The 1,909-nt window shown below is 66.6% G+C and carries 1 protein-coding gene; it reads right to left on the bottom strand.

Translation table 11 applies throughout. The features are described 5' to 3' along the window. Positions 1 to 1,865 (bottom strand): Ti-type conjugative transfer relaxase TraA (gene traA, locus EOA27_RS34395; protein WP_127258496.1); only part of this gene is annotated, 1,865 nt, incomplete at its 3' end. Positions 1,866 to 1,909 lie beyond the last annotated feature (44 nt).

Genomic DNA, 1,909 nt, shown 5'->3' on the forward strand with positions numbered 1-1,909 from the left:
CCCTCGCCGAGGATGCCCCGTGCGACGAGCTTCTCGCGCGCCATCATGTTGAGCATGCGCACGTCGCGGCGCAGATGCGCCAGGATCAGCGACGTCTTGGCGGGGTCGTAGTCGCGATCCCAGTCCGCGATCAAGCTGGCGACCGCTTCGGCCTTCAAGACGGAGCCGAGCACCCTGCCCTGCTGGCGATAGGCCGATATGGGCTCGGCGATCTTGCCGCGCGCCAGGTCGAGCGAGGCGGTGCGCATCCATTCCTCGCGCTGGCGATAGATGGTCTCGATCTCGGCATAGCCGATACGCTCGACGATCGCCCTGAAGGCGGCACCCGCCTCGATCGGCTGGAGCTGCTCGGGATCCCCCACCAGCACCAGCTTGGCGCCGGCCGTGACGGCGGCTTCGACGAACAGCGCCATCTGCTTCGAGGCGACCATGCCGGCCTCGTCGAGGACAAAGACGGTCCCGGCGTCGAGCGCGTCCCTGCCCTCTCTCCACCGCAGCTCCCATGACGCCAGCGTGCGGCTTGGAATGCCCGCTTCCTTCTCCAGACCCTCGGCCGCCTTGCCGGCGAGCGCGCCCCCGACCACGCGATAGCCGGCGAGGTCCCCCGCCTCCCGCGCCGCCTTCATCATGGTGGTCTTGCCGGCGCCGGCGCGGCCGACGAGCGCGGCGATCCCACCCGCTTTCGTCACATGCTCGATCGCGGTTCTCTGCTCCGCCGACAGCCGCTCGTGACGCGAGAAGACGCCGTGCAGGACCTTCTCCCGAACGCCATGCGAGGTCCGGTCCGACAGCCAGATCGCCCGCCGCGCCATGCCGGCTTCGAGGCGGATCAGCTCGCGCGTCGTGTAGCGCGCCGGCGTCCTCTCTCCGGTCGCGAACGCCACGCTCTCACGCTCGATCCGAAGCAGCTCCGGGCTTTGAAGGATACGAGCCAACAGGTGCCGGAAGGTTGCGGCATCGTCGACATACCGATACACAACCTTGGCGATGTCGCGCTCGGCAAAGACACTCATCTCAGACGAGAGCATGTCGAGCACGATCTCCGGGCGGCGCAGGATGCGTTTGCGGTTCTCGGCTTTCCGCTCCTCGAACAGCTCGATGCGTTCGAGCTTCGGAGACCAACCGGCCTTCTCTCCCTTCCGGTCGATCGCCTTCGTCGCCACGCCGATATGGGTGGTCGGCACCAGGTCGATGCCACGCTCCGCATAGGAGCGTCCGTCGACGCGGATCTCGAAACCGCCGAGCGCGAGATGCTGGTTCTGCAGATCAAGCCAGCGATTGCGCTGCTCCAGGAACTCGGCCTTCTCGCCTGACCAGAGCCGGTAGACGATCTTGCCGGACTTGTTGCGCAGAACCTCGCCGTCCTCTCCGATGACCGCGACCTTCTTCGGTCCGAAGCCGTCCTCGGTCAGAGGCCGCAGCGTCGTCATCAGATGGACGTGCGGGTTCCCGGGTTCGTCATGATAGACCCAGTCCGCGACCTGCCCGCGCGCCAGCACCTGCTCGACCACGAACTGGCGCATCAGCGCGATGTTCTGCTCCCTCGAGAGTTCGACCGGCAGCGCGATGATGAATTCCTTGGCGAACTGCGCGTCCTGACGCTTCTCGAACGCCTCGACGCGATTCCAGAAGGCTTCCGCAGCCCCGGCGACCGAGCGGTCGGAGATCAGCGCCCTCACCCAGGCCGGCGCATCGGGCGGCAACAGAAACTCCTCATGGGCGAGATTGCGCTTGTTCGAATAATCGACGGTGCGGGCCTCGGCCTCGTATTCCATGCGGGCGCAATGGCGATACGCGGCCGACAGCACGGCACTGCGGCCTGAGCCGCGTCCGATGAGCTGGGGCGTGAAATGCGTGATCGCCACGGTAACGAAGGCTCCCGACGGAATACGACAGCGTGTTCGTCGGG

This window comes from Mesorhizobium sp. M2A.F.Ca.ET.037.01.1.1 (genome assembly GCF_003998075.1).
Classification (GTDB): domain Bacteria; phylum Pseudomonadota; class Alphaproteobacteria; order Rhizobiales; family Rhizobiaceae; genus Mesorhizobium.